The sequence below is a fragment of the Pseudomonas sp. HC1(2025) genome, assembly GCF_058742075.1.
Genome location: NZ_CP196017.1, coordinates 4,874,100 through 4,896,424 on the forward strand (window position 1 = coordinate 4,874,100; position 22,325 = coordinate 4,896,424).

A 22,325-nucleotide genomic window follows, 5' to 3' on the forward strand; every position below is an offset into this window, starting at 1 on the left:
GGGAGCCGGCTTGTGAAGGAGCTGGCTTGCCTGCGATAGCATCACCTCGGTGCATCTGAAAAACCGAGGCGCCCGCATCGCAGGCAAGCCAGCTTCTACAAAGGTCGGTTCCCATATCAATTTTGGGGACACCTTGAAAATGAAGCGTCTACTCGGCCTCTGCGCCCTGTTTTCACTGCTCACCGGCTGCGCCAGTGGCCTGATCGATCCCAACGGTTATGACGAAACCGGCACAGCGTCCTACTACGGCGCCAAGCACCACGGCAAAAAAACCGCCAGCGGTGAACCCTTCAACCAACACGCCATGACCGCCGCCCACCGGCGCCTGCCATTCGGCACGCGGGTGCAGGTCACCAACCTGGCCAACGACAAATCCGTGGTGGTGCGCATCAATGATCGCGGCCCACACACACGTGGCCGGCTGATCGATCTTTCACGCCAGGCCGCCGAGCAGTTGGGTATGCTGCGCAGCGGAACCGCGCGCGTGCGCGTGCAAGCCCTGAACAACTGACTGACGGAGCCCTGGCCATTTTCGGATTAAGCGCCCTCTCGCCCCTGAGCCTGATTGAACTGATCAGCGGCCTATTGCTGCTGATTGCCGGCGCCGAGATGCTGGTACGCGCCGCCGTGCGCCTGGCCGCCAGCCTCAAGGTCAGGCCGCTAATCATTGGCTTGAGCATCGTGGCCTTTGGCAGCAGCGCGCCGCAAATCGCCGTCAGCCTGCAGGCCACCCTGGCCGGCAATACCGATATTGCCGTGGGCAGCGTGATTGGCAGCAGCATCTTCAATATCCTCGTGACCCTGGGCCTTTCAGCGCTGATCATTCCCCTGCGCGTGTCGCGGCAACTGGTGCGCCTGGATATCCCGGTGATGATCGGCGCCAGCCTGCTGCTGTTCATCCTCGCCAGCGATGAGGCCCTGACTCCGCTCGACGGCCTGACCTTACTGGCAGCCCTGCTCGCCTACCTCGCGCTGTTGCTGTACCAGACCCGCCATTCGCGCCGCCCGCGGACCCGCGACACGGTAGTGCAGGCGCCGTGGCTGAGCAGTTTGCTGTGGATGATCGGCGGGCTCGCGCTGCTGGTATTCGCCGGGCATCTGCTGCTGGGGGCGGCCGTGGAAGTGGCCAGCGACCTGGGCCTGTCCGAACGGGTGATCGGCCTGACCATCGTTGCCGTCAGCACCTCTCTGCCGTGTCTCGCCACTTCGCTGATCGCCGCCCTGCGCGGCGAACGGGAGATTGCGGTGGGTAACGTGATCGGCAGCAACCTGTTCAACCTGTTGGGGGTACTGGGCTTTACCGCGCTGGTGGCGCCGTCGCCCTTGTCGGTATCGCCCAATGCCCTGGATTTCGACCTGCCGGTGATGCTCGGCGTGGTGGTGTTGTGCTTGCCAGTGTTTTACACCGGCTACCGCATTACCCGCGCCGAAGGCTTGCTGCTGCTGGGGCTGTACCTGGCGTATGGGCTGCACGTGGTGTCGTTCACCACCGGCATGCCGCTGGCCAATAAACTCGAACAACTGATGCTGTACTACGTCCTGCCAGCGCTGGTGGCTTTCCTGTTGTTCACTTCGCTGCGGGCCTGGCGCCGCCAACACCACAAGAGGGAGTCGCAATGACCGATCAACCGAAATCCGGCGAGCAAATGCGTCGCCAGGTCATGGGCGACGTATTTGTCGACCGCGCCTTGGGCAATGCCACCGAGTTCACCCAGCCGTTGCAGGACTTCGTCAACGAACATGCCTGGGGCGGGGTGTGGAACCGTGAAGGCCTGCCGCTGAAGACCCGCAGCCTGATCACCCTCGCGGCATTGACCGCCTTGAAGTGCCCGCAGGAGCTAAAGGGCCATGTGCGCGGCGCGCTGAACAATGGCTGTACTGTCGAAGAAATTCGCGAGGCGTTGCTGCATTGCGCGGTGTATGCCGGTGTGCCGGCGGCGATTGATGCGTTTCGCGCGGCGCAGGAAGTGATTGAGGCGTATCAGCCAGCTCCCACAATTAGTGGTGAACACCCCCAAGTGTAGGAGCGGGCTTGCCCGCGATAGGCCCTAAAAAACACCACTCATTTCAGATCCAGCCACCGGCCTGCAACACAAAGATCCCGATATTGGTGGTCACTGCCGCCATCAGGGTGGTGATCACAATGATCGCCGCCGCCAACTCATGGTTGCCCTGGGCCGCACGGGCCATGACAAAGCTGGCGGCGGCCGTCGGCGCGCCAAAATACAAAAACAGAATCCCCAGCTCCGGTCCCCGGAAGCCATACAGCCAGGCCCCGACGGTGGCCACGAGCGGCAAACCGATCATTTTCACCAGGCTGGCACTCAACGCCATGTTGCCACTTTGGCGCAAGGCCGCCAGGGACAGAGTGCCCCCAATGCAGATCAATGCCAGGGGCAGGGTCATGTCGGCCAGGTACCTCCCGGAGGTTTCCAGCCAACTGGGCAGGCCGATCTGGAAATAGGCGAATGGCGTGGCGGCAATCACACTGAGGATCAGCGGGTTGGCCAGTACGCTCTTGCAGATGCTCCACGGGTCCGACTTGATCACCGGGCTGTACACCGCCAGCACAATGGTCGACAGGGTGTTGTAGAACAGGATCACCAGCCCCGCGAGGATCGCCCCCAGGGAAATCCCGTAGTCGCCGTACATGCTGGCCGCCAGTGCCAGGCCGATCACCCCGTTGTTCCCGCGAAACGCGCCCTGGGCATAAATGCCCCGGTCTTCCCGCGGGCAACGGAAAATCGCCCAGCCCCAGGCCAGGGCGAAGCTGGCGACCGTGGCCACGGCAAAATAGATCAGCAGTTCTGGCTTGAGCGCCGAATGCAGGTCGGCGTGCAAGATCCCCAGAAACAGCAACGCCGGCATGGTGACGTTGAACACCAGGGCTGACGCGGTGTGGATAAAATTGTCGTTGATCCAGTTGATGCGCTTGAGCAGCACCCCCAGGAACAGCATGGCAAACACCGGCGCAGTGATGGTGAGCGTCGCAAGGAAAATGGCGAGCATGCTAAGTCCTGTTTTCAGGGAATCGTCATGATAAAGCAGTGGGCTGCACTGTTGATATTGGATTTCGAAACATAAACACGAACTAAAAAAGTCCAGAATTGGGAACTGTGGCTACTTCGTAGGAGGTAATCCCACTATCCCGGCCGGGGTTCACCCGTCCCACAAAGCACTGCACAAGCTCCCACGCACTAACGAGAATCCACACCTCCGCTTCAGTAACGCCGCCCCTGAAAATCCCCCTCCTGTAACAACTGAATAACTCCAGGGGGGCCCCATGCGTAGATCCGTCAACCATTTACACAATGTGCATATCAGAAGCTGGGACGATGAGGACATTGCGGGTTACACCGAACTACTCAGTGACCCCGAGGCGATGAAATTCATTTCCGCCGGCACCACCCGGGACATGACCGCCGCCGCCAACGAAATCGCCACCTTCAAAAAAGAAATGACCGACCAAAACTGGTCACGCTGGGCGGTGAGCATTGGCCTGCAAGGCCCGTTTATCGGTTATGCCGGGTTCGCGCAAAAAGAATACGGCATCAACTTCGGCAACCGTTTCCTCAAGAAATACTGGGGAACGCCCTACCCCTTTATTGCCATCCACCTGGCGCTTGAATACGGCTTTGAGCACCTGGGGTTCGAGCAGATCTACACCCTGACCAATATCCGGCACCACCGCGCACTGGAAATGAACCGGGCGTTTTTGCACGCGCCACAACTGGCCGGGCAAGTGATTGAAACCCCTTACGGCCCCCACGTGAAGATTGATCTTACCCGCGAGCGGTTCAGGGAAATCAGCCCTGCCAACCTGGCGCGCATCGACCGGTTTTCGCGCCGGATGAAAACCGCCGAGCACACCAAGCTGGCCTGACCAAAACCATCACTGAGCAACATCCCCGTGAAAAACATTCTGCCTCCACCCGACCCCCTTCACTCAGTAGCGGGCCTGTGCACCCGGGAAACCTGGACCTACCGCTGCTTGCGACGCCAGGTCTACCTGCCGTTTGGTTGCGTATTGGCGGGCCTGCGCCTGCTGTCGATGGTCGTGGTGAGCCTGCTCGCCTGGCCGCTTCCGTTGGCTGCCAGGCCCGTGATGTATCGAGGGCTCCTGTGGATAATGGGCATTCGCATCCGTTGCAGCCATTCATCGCGGCAAATCGCCCTGATCACCGACGGCTGCGTAGTGGCCGCCAATCACGTCAGCGTGATTGATCCATTCGCCATCCTCGCGATGCCAGGCGCAACACTGGTGGCGGCCAGTGGCTACAACCGCTTTATCGCCTTCACCGCCTTCCTGTTGCTCAAATGCTCGGGCGGACAGTTCTGGAACGGTGCCGATAAGAAGGCGTTCTCCCGTAACCTGCATAAACTGCGCACCAACCCGCAAGGCACCGCCCTCTACACCACCCCCGAAGCGACCATTAACAACGGCCGGGGTTTGTATCGCTTTCGCGCGGGGCTGCTGAGCCGCGGCTTGCCCGTCGTGCCCCTGGCCGGGCGCCTGATTCTGCCCTTCGGCCTGGTCGCCAGCCCACTGCATGCCTCTGGCCTGGCAAGTTTCCTGCGCTTGCTGACGATGCCCTGGATGATCTGTGAAATGAGCTACCTGGAACGCTGCGAACGCCAGGAGCAGCAAAGCGGCCAGGCCTTTGCAGACCAAATCCAGGCCCGCATCGCACAACACCTGGGCATTGCGGCCACCCCGTGGACCCGCGAAGACAAACACCGCTATCGCCAGCTCGATGCGCAGGCACGCCCATGACCGCAACCGGCACTACCCATGTGATTTTCGACTTTGACCAGACCCTGGTGAACCACGAAAGCACCCTTGCGATCATCCAGTCGGCGATTGGCGACAGCCCCGCTGGGCAAGCCATGCTGGAGCAACTGCAACTGATCGCGCCCAAAGCGTTGGCCGGTCGCGCCAGTGCCTGGGAACTGCTGTCCTTGGTCAAGGTGATCCCGCGCATCCGCCGCCAGCATATCCAGCGCTATGTCGACACGGTCATTGGCAGCCTCGACCCGGCCCTGATGCTGACCCTGCACAACCTACAGCGCGAGGGCGTGCAGGTGCATATCCTGTCTGGCGGCTACACCGAATGGATCGCCCCGATTGCCCGCTCGCTGGATATCGACACCCGCAACGTGCTCGCCAACCGCCTGTTCTGGGCCGGTTCGCGGGCCCTGTGCCCCCGGCCTTCGCCGCTGATCAACCCCGGTACCGGCAAAAGCCGGATCGTGCGACGGTGGCGCGAGAGCGGCAGGCTCCAGGGCCGGGCGCTGATCGTCGGCGATGCCCGCTCAGACCACCAGGTGTATGTCGATGGCTGGGTCGACGGTTTTGTGTGTGCGGACTACTACACCCGCCACCCCATGCCCGAGATGAGCGGGCACATCCTTCGCGCGACCAGCCCGCAGCAGGTCTACCCCCATCTGCAGGCCTTGATCGGCGCCCTGTCCTGACCTGGGCTAGGTGATCGGCGCCGGATTGAACAAGGTGATGTCATTGTGCAGCTTATGTTGCTCGGCCCAGGTCTGCTTTTTGCCGCTGGCCACATCCAGGTAGAAATGGAACAACTCCCAGCCCAGTTCCTCGATGGTCGCACGCCCGGTGGCGATCCGTCCGGCATCGATATCGATCAGGTCCGGCCAGCGCTGGGCCAATTCCGTGCGGGTCGAAACCTTCACCACCGGCGCCATCGCCAACCCGTAGGGCGTGCCGCGACCGGTGGTGAATACATGCAGGTTCATCCCCGCCGCCAGTTGCAAGGTGCCGCAGACAAAATCACTGGCCGGGGTCGCACAAAAGATCAGGCCTTTGCCCTTGAAGCGCTCGCCCGGCCCAAGCACGCCATTGATCGCGCTGCTGCCGGACTTGACGATAGACCCCAGGGACTTCTCGACAATGTTCGACAGGCCGCCCTTCTTGTTGCCCGGCGTGGTGTTGGCACTGCGGTCGGCCTCGCCCTTGGCCAGGTAGCGGTCGTACCAGTCCATTTCCCGCACCAGTTCCCGCGCGACCTCCTGGGTTTCGGCGCGGGAGGTCAGCAGGTAAATGGCATCGCGCACTTCAGTCACTTCGGAAAACATCACCGTCGCCCCGGCCCGCAGCAACAGGTCCGACGCGTAGCCCAGCGCCGGGTTGGCGGTGATCCCGGAAAACGCGTCGCTGCCGCCGCATTGCATGCCCAGGATCAGCTCCGAGGCCGGTACGGTTTCCCGCCGGCGCAGGTCGAGTTTCTTCAACCGGGTTTCGGCCAGCTCCATGATTTGCTCGATCATTTCGCTGAACCCGTGGCTTGCGTCCTGCAAGCGGTACAGCCACGGTTCGCTGAGGTCCACCGAGCTGTCGTTGTCGTGCATCACCTGCCCGGCTTGCAGCTTTTCGCAGCCCAGGCTGATCACCAGGGCTTCGCCCCCCAGGTTCGGGTTGCGTGCCAGGTTGCGCACGGTGCGGATCGGGATATAGGCGTCGGTGGCGGTAATGGCCACGCCGCAACCATAGCTGTGGGTCAGTGCCACCACGTCATCGACATTCGGGTATTTGGGCAACAACTCGTCCTTGATGCGCTTGACCGCATGGTCCAGCACGCCGGTCACGCACTGCACGGTCGTGGTGATGCCGAGGATGTTGCGCGTGCCCACCGTGCCATCGGCATTGCGATAGCCCTCGAAGGTGAAACCTTCCAATGGCGCCTGGGCCTCGGGCACTTCGGTGGACAGCGGCAGGCTGTCCAGCGGCGGTGCGGTGGGCATGCGCAGTTGATCCTCCTGGACCCAACTGCCGCGTGGTATCGGTTGCAAGGCGTAACCGATGGTCTGGCCATAGCGAATGATCTGACCACCTTGTGGGATATCTTCCAGGGTCACCTTATGGCTCTGGGGGATGAACTCCACGGTCACCAGGCCATCCGGGAACTCGGTGCCGGCTGGCACACCCTGGTCATTGACCACGATTACTACGTTGTCGCGCTCGTGCAACCGAATGGAGCGCGGCGAGTCGGCATGTTCAATCAACTGCATCACACGGCCCCTTCAGGATTGCGCTTGGGAAAGGTTAGTCAATTCAGGGCCTTTGCTCGGTGGCTCGTTGAGCACCACGCGCTTGATCGGGCCGACGATCACCAGGTAGCTGAATACCGCCACCAGCGCATTGGCGCCGACGAACACCAGGGCCCACTTGAACGAACCGGTGGTGCTGATGATGTAGCCGATCACGATAGGCGTGGTGATGGAAGCCAGGTTGCCGAAGGTATTGAACAAGCCGCCGCTGAGGCCAGCGATTTGTTTGGGCGAGGTGTCAGACACCACCGCCCAACCCAGTGCGCCAACGCCTTTACCGAAGAAGGCCAGGGCCATGAAGCCCACGATCATCCACTCCACATCCACATAGTTGCAGGCAATGATGCTGCTGGAGACCAGCAAGCCAGCAATGATCGGCGCCTTGCGTGCGAAGGTCAGGGAGTGGCCCTTGCGCAGCAGGTAGTCGGAAATCACCCCGCCCAGCACGCCGCCGATAAAACCGCAGATCGCCGGTAGCGAAGCGATGAAGCCGGCCTTGAGGATGGTCATGCCGCGGTCCTGCACCAGGTACACCGGGAACCAGGTGAGAAAGAAGTAGGTAATGCCGTTAATGCAGTACTGGCCCAGGTACACACCGAGCATCATGCGGTTGGTCAGTAACTGGCGGATGTAATCCCACTTCGGCCCGTCGGTTTTCTTACCCTTGGCCTTGTCCTGGTCCATATCGACCATCGCCCCATTGGCGGCAATGTGCTTGAACTCAGCCTCATTGATCAGCGGGTGCTCGCGCGGGCTGTAGATCACTTTCAGCCAGATCAGCGAGAACACGATGCCAATCACGCCCATCACGATAAATACGTGCTGCCAGCCGAAGCTGTAGACGATCCACCCCATCAACGGGGCAAACAACACAGTGGCGAAGTACTGCGCCGAGTTGAAGATCGCCGAAGCCGTGCCGCGCTCGGCGGTTGGGAACCAGGCCGCGACTATGCGCGCATTGCCGGGAAAGGATGGCGCTTCGGCCAGGCCGACCAGAAAGCGCAGCATAAACAACGCAACCACCGCGGTGGAGACGCCGAACTCACCGACATAGCCTTGCAGCACGGTGAACAGCGACCAGGTGAAGATGCTCAGGGCATAGACTTTTTTCGAGCCGAAACGATCGAGCAGCCAGCCGCCGGGAATTTGCCCGGCCACGTAGGCCCAACCGAAAGCAGAGAAGATGTAACCGAGGGTGACGGCGTCGATGCCGAGGTCTTTTTGCAGGCTGGAACCTGCGATGGCGATGGTGGCACGGTCGGCGTAGTTGATCGTGGTCACCAGGAACAGCATGAGCAAGATCAAATAACGGACGTGCGTCGGCTTGGTCGCTTGCATGTAGATGTACTCCCACTAATTATTTTTTTTGCGGGTAATTGTCGTGTTGGTGCTGCGCACTGCTTTTTTGTGGGAGCAGGCAAGCCTGCTCTCACATGTATTGCGTTTACGAACCGATGTAGCTGGTTTTCACCACGGTGTAGAACTCCTGCGCATAGCGACCTTGCTCACGCGACCCGTAGGATGAACCCTTGCGACCCCCGAAGGGAACGTGATAATCCACGCCCGCCGTCGGCAGGTTGACCATCACCATCCCGGCCTGGGAGTGGCGCTTGAAGTGGTTGGCGTACTTGAGCGAGGTGGTGGCAATGCCCGCCGACAGCCCGAACTCGGTGTCGTTGGCCATGGCCAGTGCTGCCTCGTAGTCCGCCACGCGCACCACATTGGCCACCGGGCCGAAGATTTCTTCACGGCTGATGCGCATAGCGGCTTCGCTGTCGGCAAACAAGGTCGGCGCGAGGAAGTAGCCTTGGGTGTCACACGTCACCAGGCCACCACCGCTGACCAGCCGCGCGCCTTCGCCCAGGCCGATGTCGATGTACTTCAGGTCCTGGTCCAATTGGGCCTGGGACACCACCGGGCCAATGTCGGTCCCGGCATGCAGGGCATGGCCAACCTTGATCGACTGCATGCGCTGCGCCATGGCAGCGACGAATTGGTCATGAATCCCGGCGGTCACGATAAAGCGACTGGATGCCGTGCAGCGCTGGCCGGTGGAGTAGAACGCGCTCTGTACCGACAACTCGACAGCCTGCTTGAGGTCGGCATCGTCGAGAATGATCTGCGGGTTCTTGCCGCCCATTTCCAACTGCACCTTGGCCTGGCGCGACACGCAACTGACCGCGATCTGCCGGCCCACGCCCACGGAACCGGTGAAGCTGATGCCGTCGACCTTCGGGCTATGGACCAGCGCATCGCCCACTACCCGGCCGCTGCCCATCACCAGGTTGAACACACCACTGGGAAAGCCTGCACGGGAGATGATTTCGGCCAGGGCCCAGGCACAGCCGGGCACCAGGTCTGCCGGCTTGAGCACCACGCAGTTGCCGTAGGCCAGGGCCGGGGCGATTTTCCAGGCGGGGATCGCAATCGGAAAGTTCCACGGGGTGATCAGGCCCACCACGCCCAGGGCTTCGCGCGTGACCTCGACGTTGACCCCCGGGCGTACAGACGGCAGGTAGTCACAGGACAGGCGCAGGCACTCGCCGGCAAAGAATTTAAAGATATTACCGGCACGGGTCACTTCGCCGATGGCTTCCGGCAGGGTCTTGCCCTCTTCGCGAGCCAGCAGCGTACCGAGCTCTTCGCGGCGCGCGAGGATCTCGCTGCCGACTTTATCCAGGGCGTCATGCCGGGCCTGGATGCCGGAGGTCGACCATGCCGGGAACGCCGCGCGGGCGGCGTCGATAGCGGCGTGGACCTGAGCCACGTCGGCCTTGGCGAAATCGCCGATGACATCCGACAGATCCGACGGGTTGATATTGCTTGAGTAGTCAGCACCGGCCACCCACTGGCCACCGATGTAGTTGTCAAAACGCTTGGCTTGGGACACGCATCTTCTCCTTACGCAAAAAGCCGCTGATCACTCAGCGGCTTTATTAATGGGTTACTGCGCGCCTTGCTTGTCGATCAGCGCGGCCAGGGCTTCGTATTCTTCTGGCAACAGATCGGTGAGCGGGGTGCGCACCGGGCCTGCGTCATAGCCGGCGATTTTTGCGCCCGCCTTGACGATGCTTACGGCGTAGCCGGCCTTGCGGTTACGGATGTCCAGGTAAGGCAGGAAGAAGTCGTCGATGATCTTGTCGACGGTGGCGTGATCCTCCCGGGCAATCGCGTGGTAGAAGTCCATTGCGGTCTTCGGAATGAAGTTGAAGACCGCCGAGGAGTACACCGGCACGCCGAGGGCCTTGTAGGCAGCGGCGTAAACCTCTGCGGTCGGCAACCCGCCCAGGTAGCTGAAACGATCACCGAGGCGACGGCGGATCGACACCATCAGTTCGATATCGCCCAGGCCATCCTTATAGCCAATCAGGTTCGGGCAACGTTCGGCCAGGCGCTCAAGCAGCGGCGCGGTCAGGCGGCAGACGTTGCGGTTGTAGACCACCACGCCGATTTTTACCGACTTGCACACGGCTTCGACGTGGGCGGCAACCCCGTCCTGGCTGGCTTCGGTCAGGTAGTGCGGTAACAGCAGCAGACCCTTGGCCCCCAGGCGCTCGGCTTCCTGGGCGTACTCGATGGCCTGGCGAGTAGAGCCGCCAACACCGGCGAGGATCGGCACGCTGGTGGCGCAGGTATCCACTGCGGTTTTCACCACTTGGGAATATTCACTGGCCGCTAGGGAGAAAAACTCACCGGTGCCGCCCGCTGCGAACAAGGCTGTGGCGCCGTAAGGGGCCAGCCACTCCAGGCGTTTGATATAGCCTGCCTGGTTGAAATCGCCCTGGGCATTGAAATCGGTCACCGGAAAAGACAGCAGACCGTGGGAGAGGATGGACTTCAGTTCTTGTGGATTCATTATTCGAACACCCTGGGTAAAGACTATCGATGAACAGTTGTTGTTAATGTTGTACGTCATCGTACAACCATAAAATCATTCGTCAATGTTATTTCGTCGGCTTGCCAGGGTTTTGCGGTCGGTTATTGAGAGCACCTTGACGTAGGAAATTATTCCTCTATGCTTGCGACAACTGTATATACATACAGTTATCAAGGAAGATTCATACGACATAGCAAGGAGCTAACATGTCAGAACTAAAATCGATCAACACCGAAAACCCTATCCCCGCCCTACGCTTCGAAGGCGGCGAGCACACCGCCATTGGCGACGAGACCCTGCTGCGTTTTGTCCCGGGCGAGCCAGCAATTGCTGGGGCAAAAGTCCAACTGCACCTGCCCAACGGCCTGGCCCTGACCTATGGCCAGATCATTGCCCTGGGCGGCGATTTCTACGGGATTCCCGGCCAGCCCATCAGTGACGGTGCGTCACCCACCGAGCGTGCGCAGCGTTTCATCGCCGCGTTTAACTCGCTGGCGACTTTGCCGGCGTCACGGGAGGAAGCGGGCAAAATCCTCGCAGTCATGCAAAAAGAGATCAACGCAGTGAAGCAGGCCATACAGGATGGCAAGCAACCCCATGAGGCCTACGACGCGCTAGGAGATACGTTGTCCGAAGAGTGGAACCGCATCACTGGCGGTGGCAGCGTGGTTTCAGCCATGGTCCCTCTGGGGCGCTACCTGAAGCTGGCGGCCGATAATGCCGACCATTTCGGCGAATGGGCGCTGTCTGCCTACCTAGCCGGGCATACCGCCGCCTTGCAACAAGCGGTCGTGGCCCACCAAAGCGGCAGTGGCCAGCAATTGGAACTGGCTTACGCCATGAACAGCTTTGCTGATCACTTCTTGACCGACCTGTTTTCCGCAGGGCACCTGCGCGTCCCACGCAAACAACTGGCGGCCGTGGTGACACCGGGTGAACTGGGGTCGTTGATCAGCCGCTTTATGCACGATGAAGACAGCAAGTTCGGGCTCAATGTACGCAATGCCCTGGGCGATGAGTGGCATGCCTATGGCGACAAACGCTATTTCGATAGCAATGACGCCGCCAACCGCACCCAGGTCAAGCGTGCGGTGCAGTCTTCGGCCGATGAGATCTTCGACGCGTACATCAGCGGTATCGCGCCCTCCCCGGCCACGTTCAAGGCACCGCTGCACGTGCCGGACCTGAATGCGGCGAACAACCCGGCGAACAACTTTTCGCCACTGTTCAAGGCTGAGGGCGACAAGGTGTTGCGACGCAAGGACGTCAACAACCTGAACGACAAGCAATGGACCAATGATTGGTGGGGGTGGAGTACGTATCTGTTGCTTAAGGATTACAAGCCGAACAAGCCGCAGCCTTGAGGTAGCCATAGTTCCCCTGTGGGCGGATGACTCGTACACAGGGGACCGTTCGTCGTCACTGTGAATTCTGACAGTATCGGCGACCGGCTCGCTGCCCCTAGATTGGGTGCGACCGCCGGGTTACCTCAGCACATGCAGCAGGTGCAGTCACCTTGGAGGCCCTTTACTCATCCACAACCAGTGAGGCACACCATGGCTACCGAAAAAAAATGCACATTTAAATCCAAATCCAATAATTCCAAGGCATCGACGCAGAACATCGATCCTGTGGACCTACCCAATATTGGTGACACCATTCAACTTGATGGTGACCCGCCGGCCCTGGTCCTGGGCAAGAACTTCCATATCAACAATGGTGAAGTTACCCAAATCGACTTTTTCTTGGCGTGACATGCCTTCCTGGCAGGCATCGAATTATCCGCGCTGCGCCTGCGCCTCTTCATGAGCCTGGCGCAGCCGCTCTCGACTATTAGTCAAATGCAATCTCATCGCCGCCCGCGCCGCATCCGAATCCTGGCGGGCAATCGCCTCATAAATCTCTTCGTGCTCACGGCTCAGGCGGCTCATGTAGTGCTGCTGGTCGTCATGGGCCAGGCGCGCTGAGTTCAGGCGGGTGCGCGGGATAATGCTGGTGCCCAGGTGGGTCATGATGTCGGTGAAGTAGCGGTTGCCGGTGGACAAGGCAATCTGCAGATGGAACTGGAAGTCCGAGGCCACTGCATCGCTGGCGTGCGCCGCACTTTCATTCAACGCATCGAGGGCTGCGCGCATTGCTGCCAGCTGTTCGTCATTGCGACGCTGGGCCGCGAGGCCGGCGGACTCTACTTCCAGGCTGATGCGCAACTCGAGGATCGCCAGTACATCACGCAGCGTGACCACGGTCGCCGGATCAATGCGAAACCCGCTGGGGCTCGGCGTATCCAGCACAAAGGTGCCGATGCCATGCCGGGTTTCCACCTGCCCAGCTGCCTGCAGCCGCGAGATTGCCTCGCGCACCACCGTGCGGCTGACCCCATGGGCTTCCATGATCGCTGACTCGGTGGGCAGCTTGTCGCCACGCTTGAGCTGACCATCGCGGATCTGCTCGGACAACACCGTGACCAGTTCCTGGGCAAGGCTACGGCGCTTGCGGGGAAGACGCGGGGCTGTGCTGGGGTTTTCCATGGGCAGGCAACTATCTCGATGATTCAAAGGGGCATCATAGCCCAAGCGGGTTGTACGATCACCGCTCTGGATGATTTGCCCAAAGCTTATCGCGCGCAAAAAAATGCCCCAGCCTAAGCCGGGGCACTTTCAACACATACCCGCAGGCGCATGTTTTGTCACTTCACCACTTTCAAGCTCGGCCGGCCGCTAGGGCGCGGTGGCTCGGAATCTGGTGGCGGCAGATCATCTTCAATTTCAATCGCTTCGTCGTCTTCAAGGGACGACTCCAGATCAAACACCATGCCCTGGCCATTTTCCCGGGCATAAATCCCCAGGATCGCGCCGATGGGCACATAGAGCGTATGGGGTACCCCACCAAAACGCCCTTCAAAGCTGACCGCTTCATTGTCCATGTGCAGTTGGCGTACGGCACTGGGCGAAACGTTCAGGACAATCTGTCCGTCACTGGCAAAACCTTGTGGTACCTGCACCGCAGGAAACTCGGAATTGACCAGCATGTGCGGGGTGCAATCGTTGTCCACAATCCACTCGTAGAGCGCGCGGACCAGGTAAGGTCGACTGGAGTTCATCAACGGCTCCTTAAGCCTTAGCGCATATCACGTTCGACGCCAGACAGACTTGCCTGGAAAGCCTCACGCGCAAACTGGCGCTCCATGTAATCAAGCAGCGGCTTGGCAGGCCGCGGCAGTTCAATGCCCAGAATCGGCAAACGCCAGAGTATGGGTAATAGGCAGCAATCCACCAGGCTTTGTTCCTCACTGAGGAAAAAAGGTTTGTCGGCGAACAGCGGCGAAACCCCGGTCAGGCTCTCGCGCAATTCCTTGCGCGCCTGCACACGGGCAGCTTCTTTGCTGCGTGTATCCAGAATCAGATCCACCAGCCCGCACCAGTCACGCTGGATCCGATGGATCAGCAGGCGGCTGTTGGCACGCGCCACCGGATACACCGGCAGCAAAGGTGGATGGGGGTAACGCTCATCCAGATATTCCATCACCACGGTTGACTCCCACAACGCCAGGTCACGATCGACCAGGGTGGGCAAGCTGCCGTAAGGGTTCACTTCGATCAGTTTCGGCGGATGACGACCCACCTCCACACTGATGATCTCGGCGCTGACACCCTTCTCTGCGAGTACGATGCGTACTCGGTGGGAATAGTGGTCGGCGGGGTCGGAGTAACAGGCCAACCGGTTGGTCACGCCCATGGCGGTCCTCCTCGCTTGTTGAAATTATCGAAAGCTCAAAAACGAGCGCGCCCAGAAAGCATCTCTCGTAACACCTGGATCAACCAGAGCGTTACCCGTTCAGAGACGTCGCTGGGCGCGCAAGATTAACAGCAATTGCCTAAGGTTGGATCAATGCACATCCTTCCAGTATTCACGCTTGAGCAAATAAGCGAATACGAAGAAGAAAGCCAGGTACAGCAACACATAGGTACCGATGCGTTGATGCTCCAGTTTGACCGGGTTGGCGGAGTACGCCAGGAAGGTCACCAGGTTCTTGACCTTCTCGTCGAACTGCTCCTCGTTCAGCGCACCGCTCTTGGGCACGATGGTCAGTTGATCACAGGCCTCATGGGTCAACGGCGTGCCGGTCAGCGGGTCATATTGCTTCTTGCCGTTTTCCACGACTTGAACCTGCTTGCATCCTACCACCTGGCGCCCTTGCAGGCCGACCAGCACGTTAGGCATACCGACGTTCGGGAAGACCTTGTTGTTCACGCCCCAGGGACGTGTAGGGTCTTCGTAGAACGATTTCAGGTAGCCGTACAGCCAGTCGGTGCCGCGTACGCGCGCTACCAGGGTGAGGTCGGGCGGCGCAGCCCCGAACCAGGCCTTGGCGTCGGCCGGTTGCATGCCGATGTTCATGTGGTCGCCAATCTTGGCACCGGTGAACACCAGGTTCTTGAGCATCAGCTCATGGGGGATACCCAGGTCATCGGCAACCCGCTCGTAACGCTGGAACTTGGCACTGTGGCAGCCCATGCAGTAGTTGGCGAACGTACGGGCGCCGTCTTGCATGGCGGCCTTGTCAGAAACGTCGATGTCGACTTTTTCCAGCTCTGCGCCGTGCTCGGCCGCGAAGGCCAATACCGGCAGGGCAGCAAGAATCAATGCAGCGAATAATTTTTTCATCAGCCAGTCACCCTTTCCGGAACCGGTTTTGTCTTCTCGAGCCGGGTGTAGAACGGCATCAGAATGAAGTAGGCGAAGTACAGGAAGGTGCAGACCTGCGACAGCAACGTGCGCTCTGGGGTCGGCGCCAGTACGCCCAACACACCCAGGATCACGAACGAAATGCAGAACACCCACAGCCAGATCTTGCTCAGCCACCCCTTGTAGCGCATGGACTTGACCGGGCTACGGTCGAGCCATGGCAACACGAATAGCACGGCAATGGCCGCACCCATGGCGATCACGCCCATGAGCTTGTCGGGGATTGCCCGCAAAATGGCGTAGAACGGCGTGAAGTACCAGACCGGGGCAATGTGTTCCGGGGTCTTGAATGCGTTGGCCTGTTCGAAGTTCGGCTTTTCGAGGAAATAGCCGCCCATTTCCGGGAAGAAGAACACAATCGAGCAGAACACGAACAGGAACACCACTACGCCGACGATATCTTTCACGGTGTAGTAAGGGTGGAATGGAATGCCGTCCAGCGGAATGCCGTTCTCGTCCTTGTGCTTCTTGATATCCACGCCGTCCGGGTTGTTCGAACCCACTTCGTGCAGCGCCAGGATGTGCAGCACCACCAGGCCGAGAATCACGATCGGCAAGGCCACCACATGCAGGGCAAAGAAGCGGTTCAGGGTAATCCCGGAGATCAGGTAGTCACCACGGATCCACTGGGTCAGGTCGTTACCGATGACCGGAATCGCACCAAACAGCGAGATGATCACCTGGGCGCCCCAGTAGGACATCTGGCCCCACGGCAGCAGGTAGCCCATGAAGGCCTCTGCCATCAGCGCCAGGTAGATCAGCATGCCGAACACCCATACCAGCTCACGCGGCTTCTGGTACGAGCCGTAGAGCAAGCCACGGAACATGTGCAGATAGACCACGATAAAGAACGCCGAAGCGCCGGTGGAGTGCAGCAGGCGCAGGATCGAGCCGTACTCGACGTCGCGCATGATGTATTCGACGGAGGCAAACGCCTCTTCCGCCGACGGGGTGTAGCTCATGGTCAGCCAGACACCGGTAACGATCTGGTTGACCAGTACCAGCAATGCCAGGGAACCAAAGAAGTAGAAGAAGTTGAAGTTCTTCGGCGCGTAATACTTGCTGAGATGGTCTTCCCACATTTTGGTAGCGGGGAAGCGCGCATCCACCCAATCCATGAACTTGCTCATTACGCGCTCTCCTTATCGACACCAATGACAATAACGTCGTCAGATTCGTAGTTGTGCGGCGGAACCGGCAGGTTCAACGGAGCAGGCTGGGACTTGTAGACGCGACCGGCCAGGTCGTAGTGGGAACCGTGGCAAGGGCAGAAATAGCCACCGACCCAGTCCTTGCCCAGGTCCACTGGCGCGACTTCCGGGCGGAAGGTCGGCGAGCAACCCAGGTGTGTGCAAAGACCGACCAGCAACAGAATCTCTGGCTTGATCGAACGCACTTCGTTTTGGGCGTAGGCGGGTTGGTCGGAATTCTTGGACTCGGGGTCAGACAACTGGCCCTCGATCTTCTTCAGATTCCCCAGGATTTCCTCGGTACGACGAACGATGAATACTGGCTGGCCGCGCCATTCAGCAATCATCTGCTGGCCTGGCTCGATCTTGCTGACATTCACCTTCACCGGTGCACCTGCGGCTTTCGCCTTGGCACTGGGAAACCATGACCCCACGAACGGGACCGCAGCCCCCACCGCTCCTGCAGCACCCACCACGGATGTGGCTGCTACCAAGAAGCGACGCCGGCCTGCATTCACGCCGTCATTGCTCATTCAGTCCTCTCCCATCAGCTTTTTGGCCTGTTAAATCAGGCGTCTACTAAGTATTAAATCTGAACTTATAAAAATTTTGCCGAATGGTAATGAAAAGCCCCACCTCTGACAAGGTAATTACCCGAAGCCTAAGCCCCAAGCCTTGTAGTATAGGGGGTCTACGGATGTGGCAAGTTGTCACACAGAAAAAACCCGCATAAAACGCGGGCAATAAAAAACGCCCAGCTCCGTGAGGAGGCTGGGCGTTTTTGTGGAACGTAAAGCGAATTAACGCTTCGAGTACTGCGGACGCTTACGCGCTTTACGCAGACCAACTTTCTTACGTTCAACTTCACGGGCATCGCGAGTCACGAAGCCAGCTTTGCGCAGAGCGCCGCGCAGGGTTTCGTCGTACTGCATCAGAGCGCGAGTGATACCGTGGCGGATTGCGCCAGCTTGACCACTTACACCGCCACCGATAACGGTGACGTAGATGTCGAACTTTTCAACGGTCTCGGTCAGTTCCAGCGGCTGACGAACTACCATGCGGGCAGTTTCGCGGCCGAAGAAGTTGTCCAGAGTGCGGTTGTTGATCGAGATGTTACCAGTGCCCGGACGCAGGAAAACGCGTGCGGTTGCGGTTTTGCGACGGCCAGTGCCGTAATTTTGAGTCGCCGACATAATGAACTATTCCGTTAAAACTTCAGTTCTTGGGGCTGCTGAGCAGCATGAGGGTGAGCAGCGCCCGCATAGACTTTCAGCTTGCGATACATGTCGCGACCCAGTGGGCCCTTCGGCAGCATACCTTTAACCGCGATCTCGATCGGGGCTTCAGGCTTCTTGGCAATCAGGCCTTCGAAGTTCGAAGACTTGATACCGCCTGGGAAACCGGAGTGACGGTAGTACATTTTGTCGCTTGCTTTGTTGCCGGTTACACGAACCTGCTCAGCGTTGATGATCACGATGTAGTCACCGGTATCGACGTGAGGGGTGTACTCAGGCTTGTGCTTGCCACGCAGACGGCTGGCGACTTCAGTGGCCAGACGACCCAGGGTCTGACCAGCGGCGTCGACGACAAACCAGTCGCGCTGAACTGTTTCCGGTTTTGCAGTAAAAGTTGTCATTCTTTAATAGCCTCAGGGGCCGCCCTGTAAATTAGACGGCGGATCTTACTGAATAGTGCGTACTTTGACAAGTCAAAGGCAGCCGGATACAGACGCTATCGGGGGCTCGGGTCAGCGCGTCCGTTCAACGGCAAGATTCTTCGGCAGGCGGCGCATCACTTCCACTGCAGAAAGAGGTGGGCAATTATGCAGATTGCGAAAAAAAATTCAACCTGCTTTTATGATTGTTTTCCCCAAAGGAGTACCCGATGGATTATCGAAAGCTGGGCCGGACCGATCTGAACGTAAGCGCGATCTGCCTCGGGACCATGACCTGGGGCGAGCAGAACACCGAGGCAGAGGCCTTCGCCCAGATTGAGCGGGCCAAAGGCGCAGGGATCAACTTCCTCGATACCGCAGAAATGTACCCGGTGCCGCCCAAGGCCGACACCTACGCCACCACCGAGCGCTACATCGGCAATTACTTCAAGAGCCGTGGCGACCGCGCCGACTGGATCCTCGCCAGCAAGATCGCCGGGCCCGGCAACACCATCGACTACATCCGCGACGGCCAGCTCAAGCACAACCGCAAACACATCATCGACGCCCTGGACGCGAGCCTCAAGCGCCTGCAGACCGACTGGATCGACCTGTACCAGTTGCACTGGCCGGAACGCAGCACCAACTTCTTCGGCCAACTGAGCTACAAGCACCAGGAAGAACCCGACCTGACGCCACTTGAAGAAACCCTCGAAGCCCTCGACGAGCAGGTCAAGGCCGGCAAGATCCGCCATATCGGCCTGTCCAATGAAACGCCGTGGGGCACCATGAAGTTCCTGGCCCTGGCCGAGGCCCGTGGCTGGACCCGCGCGGTGTCGATCCAGAACCCCTACAACCTGCTCAACCGCAGCTTTGAGGTGGGCCTGGCGGAGATTGCCATCCGTGAACAATGTGGCTTGCTGGCGTACTCGCCGTTGGCGTTCGGCATGCTCAGCGGCAAGTACGAAGGCGGCGCACGGCCGGCCAAGGGCCGCTTGAGCCTGTACAGCCGCTTCAGCCGCTACTTCAACCCGCAATCGGAAGCTGCGTGCAGCCGCTATGTGGCCCTGGCCCGCGAGCACGGCCTGGACCCGGCGCAGATGGCCCTGGCGTTTGTGACGCAACAGCCGTTTGTGACCAGCAATATCATTGGGGCGACGACGCTTGCGCAGTTGGACAGCAACATCGCCAGTGCTGACCTGAAGCTGTCGAAAGAGGTGCTGGAGGGGATCGAGGCGATTCAGAAGGATCATCCCAATCCTGCGCCTTGATTGATCTCTAGAACGCCATCGCCGGCAAGCCGGCTCCTACATTTGGAACCCATTCCCCTGTAGGAGCCGGCTTGCCGGCGATAGCAGCACCAACGATTCAAAGCGCCCGCGCAATGATCTCCTTCATGATTTCATTGGTCCCCGCATAAATACGCTGCACCCGCGCATCCGCCCAGGCCCGGGCAATCGGGTATTCCCACATGTAACCGTAGCCGCCGTGTAACTGCACGCACTCGTCGAGCACCTTGCATTGCAAGTCAGTGGTCCAGTATTTGGCCATCGCCGCCGTCGGCACATCCAGCTTGCCTTGCAGATGCTGTTCCAGGCACTTGTCGACGAATACCCGGCCGATCTGCACCTCGGTGGCAATCTCCGCCAGCTTGAAGCGGGTGTTCTGGAAGTCAGCAATCGCCTTGCCAAACGCCTTGCGCTCGCGGGTGTAGTCCAGGGTCCATTGCAACGCCGCTTCGGCCGAGGCCAGGGCGCCAATCGCCACGGTCAGGCGCTCCTGGGGCAGTTCCTGCATCAGGTAGGCAAAACCCATCCCCGCCTGGCCCAGCAGGTTCTCCTTGGGCACCCGCACGTCCTGGAAGAACAGCTCGGAGGTGTCCTGGGCCTTCATCCCCACCTTCTCCAGACGCTTGCCCTTGTCAAAGCCCGGCGTATCGGCCTCCACCAGAAACAGGCTGGTGCCCTTGGCGCCGGCCTTGGGGTCGGTCTTGGCGACCACGATCACCAGGTCCGCCAGGAAACCATTGGTAATAAAAGTCTTGGAGCCGTTGATCACATACTCATCGCCATCCAGCACGGCGGTGGTCTTGACCCCTTGCAGGTCCGACCCGGCGCCCGGCTCGGTCATGGCAATGGCCGTGACCATCTCCCCGGAAACGAGCTTGGGCAGGTACTTGTGCTTCAGCGCCTCACTGCCGTAATGCAGGATGTACGGCGCAACAATGTCCGAGTGCAGGGAGAAGCCAATCCCGGTCAGGCCCAGACGGCCGATCTCTTCGATCACCACGGTGCTGTAGAGAAAGTCCGCGCCCAGGCCTCCGTATTCTTCCGGCAGGTGGGAGCAGAGCATCCCCGCCTCCCCCGCCTTGCTCCACAGGGCGCGGTCAATATGGCCCTGCTTCTCCCATTGCGCATGGAACGGCACCGCGTCTTTTTCGAGGAAGGTGCGCACGCTCTGACGGAAGAGTTCGTGCTCGGAGCTGAACAAGGTTCTGGGAATCATGAGTCACCTGCGTCGATTGTCAGACAAAAACAAGATCACAGAGCCTAAGCTGCACGGACGTCACGGGACACTGGACACATGCGACAAAAAATAAGACGATCCAGCCGTTAGTTGACCACTTTCCCCTATAAGAATAATCGAAATTATGTCTAGCCTCGTCTCCACGCCCTTGCGGCGCGTCAGCATTTTGGCCATTGATCGGGTGTTTGCTTCTACCCTCATGCAAGCCAAGGATTTCTTCCACCTCGCCAGCCTGCGTTACGGCAAACAACAGGGCCTGGGCCTCACGCCGGCCTTTGAAACCCGCCTGGTAAGCCCCGACGGGCAATCGGTATGCAGCTTCAGCGATGTGATCATGCCGGTGGACGGTGGCCTGGAAAACGCCGACATCATTGTGCTGCCGGCGTTCTGGGATGACTTCGACGCCCTGAGCAGACGTTACCCGCAGATCCTGCCGTGGCTGCGCGAGCAGCATGCCCGGGGGGCGGTGCTATGCGGTGAGGCCACCGGGGTGTTCTGGCTCGCCGAAGCCGGCCTGCTCGATGGCAAGGAGGCGACCACCTACTGGCGCTTCTTCAACGCCTTCAGCGAACGCTTCCCCAAGGTCCAGCTCAATCAGGACAAGCATCTGACCGACGCCGACAACCTGTACTGCGCCGGCGGCACCACGTCGGCCTGCGATCTGTATATCTATCTGATCGAGCGTTTCTGCGGCGCCAACATCGCCCAGGCCGTGGCCCGCGACATTCTCTACGAAGTGCAGCGCAACTACGCGCCGGGGCGCATCGGTTTTGGCGGGCAGAAGCTGCACCAGGACGTAATCATCCTGCAGATCCAGCATTGGCTCGAGGAGCACTTCGCCGACAAATTCCGCTTTGAGGACGTGGCCCGCGAACACGGCATGAGCATCCGCAACTTTATGCGAAGGTTCCAGACGGCTACCGGCGACAAGCCGTTGCATTACCTGCAACGGCTGCGGATCGAGACGGCCAAGGGCTTGCTGTCGGGCAGCCGCAAGAGCATCAAGACCATCAGCTATGAGGTGGGGTATGACGATGCGAGCTTCTTTGCGCGGCTGTTCAGGCAGCACACGGAGTTGTCGCCGAACCAGTATCGCCAGCAATTCCAGCAGGCCGCCTGAGTAAGGCCACATGCAATCGACTGTGGGAGCTGGCTTGCCTGCGATGGCGGCAAGTCAGTCACTGATGAGCTGGCTGATACACCGCTATCGCAGGCAAGCCAGCTCCCACAATTGATCTTCATTGCTGCCCGCAGCGCA

Annotated in this window: 24 protein-coding genes; 10 read left to right on the top strand and 14 right to left on the bottom strand. The window is 59.8% G+C overall.

What is annotated here, in order from left to right:
* Positions 1 to 139: 139 nt before the first annotated feature.
* Genes ACSSVH_RS21805 through ACSSVH_RS21815 form a run of 3 tightly spaced genes read left to right on the top strand, consistent with a single transcriptional unit; the run spans position 140 to position 2,024 of the window.
* Complete coding sequence (locus ACSSVH_RS21805) at positions 140 to 511, top strand: septal ring lytic transglycosylase RlpA family protein (RefSeq protein WP_169950915.1); 372 nt, start codon at positions 140 to 142, stop codon at positions 509 to 511.
* A gap of 59 nt (positions 512 to 570) precedes the next feature.
* Positions 571 to 1,620 (top strand): calcium/sodium antiporter, encoded by a 1,050-nt coding sequence (locus ACSSVH_RS21810; protein ID WP_492634730.1) that lies wholly within the window; start codon positions 571 to 573, stop codon positions 1,618 to 1,620.
* On the top strand, positions 1,617 to 2,024 hold the full coding sequence (locus tag ACSSVH_RS21815) for a carboxymuconolactone decarboxylase family protein (protein ID WP_169950917.1): 408 nt from the start codon (positions 1,617 to 1,619) through the stop codon (positions 2,022 to 2,024). Before ACSSVH_RS21810 ends, ACSSVH_RS21815 begins: the two co-directional genes overlap by 4 nt.
* A gap of 43 nt (positions 2,025 to 2,067) precedes the next feature.
* Here the strand turns inward: ACSSVH_RS21815 and ACSSVH_RS21820 are convergent, their stop codons facing one another.
* Positions 2,068 to 3,009, bottom strand: coding sequence for an AEC family transporter (locus ACSSVH_RS21820; RefSeq protein ID WP_169950919.1), 942 nt, complete (start codon positions 3,007 to 3,009; stop codon positions 2,068 to 2,070).
* Positions 3,010 to 3,283: 274 nt separating this feature from the next.
* On the opposite strand from ACSSVH_RS21820, the gene ACSSVH_RS21825 reads away from it, so the two are divergent.
* From ACSSVH_RS21825 to ACSSVH_RS21835, 3 genes are read left to right on the top strand one after another with little or no spacing between them, the layout of a single operon-like run.
* On the top strand, positions 3,284 to 3,883 hold the full coding sequence (locus ACSSVH_RS21825) for a GNAT family N-acetyltransferase (protein ID WP_172312121.1): 600 nt from the start codon (positions 3,284 to 3,286) through the stop codon (positions 3,881 to 3,883).
* A gap of 27 nt (positions 3,884 to 3,910) precedes the next feature.
* A complete protein-coding gene (locus ACSSVH_RS21830; protein WP_492633710.1) occupies positions 3,911 to 4,774 on the top strand; it encodes a 1-acyl-sn-glycerol-3-phosphate acyltransferase in 864 nt (287 codons plus the stop codon).
* Positions 4,771 to 5,475, top strand: a complete 705-nt coding sequence (locus ACSSVH_RS21835; RefSeq protein ID WP_492633711.1) for an HAD-IB family phosphatase — start codon at positions 4,771 to 4,773, stop codon at positions 5,473 to 5,475. Before ACSSVH_RS21830 ends, ACSSVH_RS21835 begins: the two co-directional genes overlap by 4 nt.
* A 6-nt stretch (positions 5,476 to 5,481) precedes the next feature.
* Here the strand turns inward: ACSSVH_RS21835 and garD are convergent, their stop codons facing one another.
* The 4 genes from garD to kdgD all read right to left on the bottom strand — a co-directional run bounded on the left by garD (position 5,482) and on the right by kdgD (position 10,930).
* On the bottom strand, positions 5,482 to 7,035 hold the full coding sequence (gene garD, locus ACSSVH_RS21840) for a galactarate dehydratase (RefSeq protein WP_170041735.1): 1,554 nt from the start codon (positions 7,033 to 7,035) through the stop codon (positions 5,482 to 5,484).
* 12 nt (positions 7,036 to 7,047) lie between these two features.
* Positions 7,048 to 8,412, bottom strand: a complete 1,365-nt coding sequence (locus tag ACSSVH_RS21845; protein ID WP_169950930.1) for an MFS transporter — start codon at positions 8,410 to 8,412, stop codon at positions 7,048 to 7,050.
* A 106-nt stretch (positions 8,413 to 8,518) separates the two neighbouring features.
* Positions 8,519 to 9,964, bottom strand: a complete 1,446-nt coding sequence (locus ACSSVH_RS21850) for an aldehyde dehydrogenase family protein (protein WP_492633712.1) — start codon at positions 9,962 to 9,964, stop codon at positions 8,519 to 8,521.
* Between the two features lie 54 nt (positions 9,965 to 10,018).
* Positions 10,019 to 10,930, bottom strand: coding sequence for a 5-dehydro-4-deoxyglucarate dehydratase (gene kdgD, locus ACSSVH_RS21855; protein WP_029291893.1), 912 nt, complete (start codon positions 10,928 to 10,930; stop codon positions 10,019 to 10,021).
* 227 nt (positions 10,931 to 11,157) lie between these two features.
* Between kdgD and ACSSVH_RS21860 the strand changes: the two genes are divergently transcribed.
* Both ACSSVH_RS21860 and ACSSVH_RS21865 read left to right on the top strand, forming a co-directional pair.
* Positions 11,158 to 12,315, top strand: a complete 1,158-nt coding sequence (locus ACSSVH_RS21860) for a phospholipase (RefSeq protein ID WP_492633713.1) — start codon at positions 11,158 to 11,160, stop codon at positions 12,313 to 12,315.
* A gap of 192 nt (positions 12,316 to 12,507) precedes the next feature.
* The gene (locus ACSSVH_RS21865; protein ID WP_169950937.1) at positions 12,508 to 12,705 is read left to right on the top strand and encodes a hypothetical protein; all 198 of its coding nucleotides are present in this window, start codon (positions 12,508 to 12,510) and stop codon (positions 12,703 to 12,705) included.
* A gap of 24 nt (positions 12,706 to 12,729) precedes the next feature.
* Here ACSSVH_RS21865 and ACSSVH_RS21870 read toward each other — a convergent pair whose 3' ends face one another.
* The 8 genes from ACSSVH_RS21870 to rplM form a co-directional block, all read right to left on the bottom strand.
* Entirely contained in the window at positions 12,730 to 13,479 is a 750-nt protein-coding gene (locus ACSSVH_RS21870) for a FadR/GntR family transcriptional regulator (RefSeq protein ID WP_169950939.1), read from the bottom strand.
* A gap of 158 nt (positions 13,480 to 13,637) precedes the next feature.
* Positions 13,638 to 14,051, bottom strand: coding sequence for a ClpXP protease specificity-enhancing factor (locus ACSSVH_RS21875; RefSeq protein WP_057438071.1), 414 nt, complete (start codon positions 14,049 to 14,051; stop codon positions 13,638 to 13,640).
* 17 nt (positions 14,052 to 14,068) lie between these two features.
* Positions 14,069 to 14,686, bottom strand: coding sequence for a glutathione S-transferase N-terminal domain-containing protein (locus ACSSVH_RS21880; protein ID WP_027604841.1), 618 nt, complete (start codon positions 14,684 to 14,686; stop codon positions 14,069 to 14,071).
* A gap of 150 nt (positions 14,687 to 14,836) precedes the next feature.
* Positions 14,837 to 15,616, bottom strand: coding sequence for a cytochrome c1 (locus tag ACSSVH_RS21885; RefSeq protein ID WP_169950943.1), 780 nt, complete (start codon positions 15,614 to 15,616; stop codon positions 14,837 to 14,839).
* Positions 15,616 to 16,827 carry a cytochrome b gene (locus ACSSVH_RS21890; protein ID WP_003188526.1) on the bottom strand — a complete coding sequence of 404 codons (1,212 nt, stop codon included), beginning with the start codon at positions 16,825 to 16,827 and terminating at the stop codon, positions 15,616 to 15,618. Before ACSSVH_RS21890 ends, ACSSVH_RS21885 begins: the two co-directional genes overlap by 1 nt.
* The gene (petA, locus tag ACSSVH_RS21895; RefSeq protein ID WP_038443372.1) at positions 16,827 to 17,420 is read right to left on the bottom strand and encodes a ubiquinol-cytochrome c reductase iron-sulfur subunit; all 594 of its coding nucleotides are present in this window, start codon (positions 17,418 to 17,420) and stop codon (positions 16,827 to 16,829) included. Before petA ends, ACSSVH_RS21890 begins: the two co-directional genes overlap by 1 nt.
* Before the next feature lie 267 nt (positions 17,421 to 17,687).
* Positions 17,688 to 18,080, bottom strand: coding sequence for a 30S ribosomal protein S9 (rpsI, locus tag ACSSVH_RS21900; RefSeq protein ID WP_003171743.1), 393 nt, complete (start codon positions 18,078 to 18,080; stop codon positions 17,688 to 17,690).
* Between the two features lie 14 nt (positions 18,081 to 18,094).
* The gene (gene rplM, locus ACSSVH_RS21905; RefSeq protein ID WP_029291908.1) at positions 18,095 to 18,523 is read right to left on the bottom strand and encodes a 50S ribosomal protein L13; all 429 of its coding nucleotides are present in this window, start codon (positions 18,521 to 18,523) and stop codon (positions 18,095 to 18,097) included.
* A 248-nt stretch (positions 18,524 to 18,771) separates the two neighbouring features.
* Here rplM and ACSSVH_RS21910 point away from each other — a divergent pair, with 248 nt between their 5' ends.
* Positions 18,772 to 19,812: an NADP(H)-dependent aldo-keto reductase gene (locus ACSSVH_RS21910; protein WP_170041732.1), complete on the top strand. Its 1,041-nt coding sequence runs from the start codon at positions 18,772 to 18,774 to the stop codon at positions 19,810 to 19,812.
* A 97-nt stretch (positions 19,813 to 19,909) separates the two neighbouring features.
* Here ACSSVH_RS21910 and ACSSVH_RS21915 read toward each other — a convergent pair whose 3' ends face one another.
* Positions 19,910 to 21,046 (bottom strand): acyl-CoA dehydrogenase family protein, encoded by a 1,137-nt coding sequence (locus tag ACSSVH_RS21915; protein ID WP_170041731.1) that lies wholly within the window; start codon positions 21,044 to 21,046, stop codon positions 19,910 to 19,912.
* A 220-nt stretch (positions 21,047 to 21,266) separates the two neighbouring features.
* Here ACSSVH_RS21915 and ACSSVH_RS21920 point away from each other — a divergent pair, with 220 nt between their 5' ends.
* Positions 21,267 to 22,187, top strand: coding sequence for a GlxA family transcriptional regulator (locus ACSSVH_RS21920; RefSeq protein ID WP_169951391.1), 921 nt, complete (start codon positions 21,267 to 21,269; stop codon positions 22,185 to 22,187).
* The last annotated feature ends 138 nt before the right edge of the window (positions 22,188 to 22,325 follow it).